This is a genomic window from Clostridium sp. AM49-4BH, assembly GCF_003478335.1.
GTDB lineage: Bacteria > Bacillota > Clostridia > Lachnospirales > Lachnospiraceae > Butyribacter.
In genome coordinates, this window is the sequence record NZ_QUFB01000121.1 from 1 (window position 1) to 1,535 (window position 1,535).

The following is a 1,535-nucleotide window of genomic DNA, read 5'->3' on the forward strand; positions in this document are numbered from 1 at the left end:
TTTCTTGCCAATACAATATTTTTCCCATTTTTTGCTGCCAAAATTTATTTGTTCTAATATCAATTCAAATTTGACAAAATGATATGATTCGACAACAAGAAGTGCTTCCATCTCTGCCATATTATCTTCACTCATTTCACTTTTAATAATATACTTTTTATCATTTTCATACATCTGCATATTATTAATTCCAAAACCCATTGGCGATATAAGACCACATATCTCAAAATGCCACAACTTCTCATATTCTATCAACGGTCTAACATAATTATCAAAGGGAAAAACTATTACTTTCATTTGATTACCACCTAGTTTTCAAAATTAAAACCATATTCTCTTAATGTACAATATTCTACTAAATGTTCTTCAACTTCTTTTTTTGCAACAGAACATTTCTGTAGTTTTTTTGATGTTGAGAGATCATTATCCTCGCCACAATCTGCTGCACAAATACTACAAAGATTTAATGCCCAACAATTCTTACATTCCGTTTCTGTCAACTTTCCTGTATTTAATAAGCGCAGTACTTTTTTCGTTTCAATTCCACTTTTTATATCTCCGATACAATAAACCTCATTTGTTTCACTTACTCTTTCACAAGGATAAAATTTTCCTTCAACTGTTACAAATAATCTGTTATATCCCGCTATACATGGACCATTAGGGTGGCATATTCCTTTTCTGCGATATGGTTTTGTCACCCTATCATGTATTGAACTTATAAGCAGTCCTTTATGAGACACTATTAATTTTGAGATGTATTTATTATCCAACTCACCTGCATAAACAATAAAACTCTTAAAAAGCTCATAATTATAATTTATATAAAAAGTTTCACGCAATGATACTTCCTGAACAGAATCTCTATCGCTAACTCCAGCAGCTGTAACCACTGCATCCTTTAGGAAATCATATGTAAAAAAATTACTACTACACGCAAAATCATTTTGTTCATCAATAACTGCATTAAAACTAATCTTATCCAAATATTGAGGATATAATTTTTGTATCATCTCTATTTTTTGTATGATAACATCAAATGTTCCATGACTATTATCTGCAAATACTCTACTTTTATTTTGCACTGATTCCGGACCATCAAGACTAATCATTAGGTCAAAATTATGTTTCTGTAGAAAATCAACAATCTTTTCATTCAATAAAGTTGCATTAGTAGTCATATTTATTCTTAATTCTTTTCCTGCAAAAATCTTTTCGCAGTATTCAGTAATTTTCTTTATTAAATCAAACTCTAATAAGGGTTCTCCACCGTATAGTCCAATACGCACCACATCCGCTGCCCGACTATGCAAATAATAATAATCAATTGCTTCTTTTGCTATTTCAAATGTCATTCTTTTATTAGTATGTACACGGTTTTTATAACTTCCAGAGTATACGCAATATTTACATCTTAAATTACAATTTTGAGTTAACTGTAAAATTAATTGTTGCATACCTTCATCAAGATAGCTTTCAATACCAGAAGACGCTGGATGTTCAATAATAAATATCTTCTTTAGATTGTAAAAAAG

2 protein-coding genes are annotated in these 1,535 nt (G+C 30.0%); both read right to left on the reverse strand.

Annotation, left to right across the window (positions count from 1 at the left end; translation table 11 throughout):
* Window positions 1–297 (reverse strand): hypothetical protein (locus tag DW981_RS14640; RefSeq protein WP_147352684.1); only part of this gene is annotated, 297 nt, incomplete at its 3' end.
* 11 nt (window positions 298–308) lie between these two features.
* Window positions 309–1,535 (reverse strand): Cys-rich peptide radical SAM maturase CcpM (ccpM, locus tag DW981_RS14645; RefSeq protein ID WP_118508246.1); only part of this gene is annotated, 1,227 nt, incomplete at its 5' end.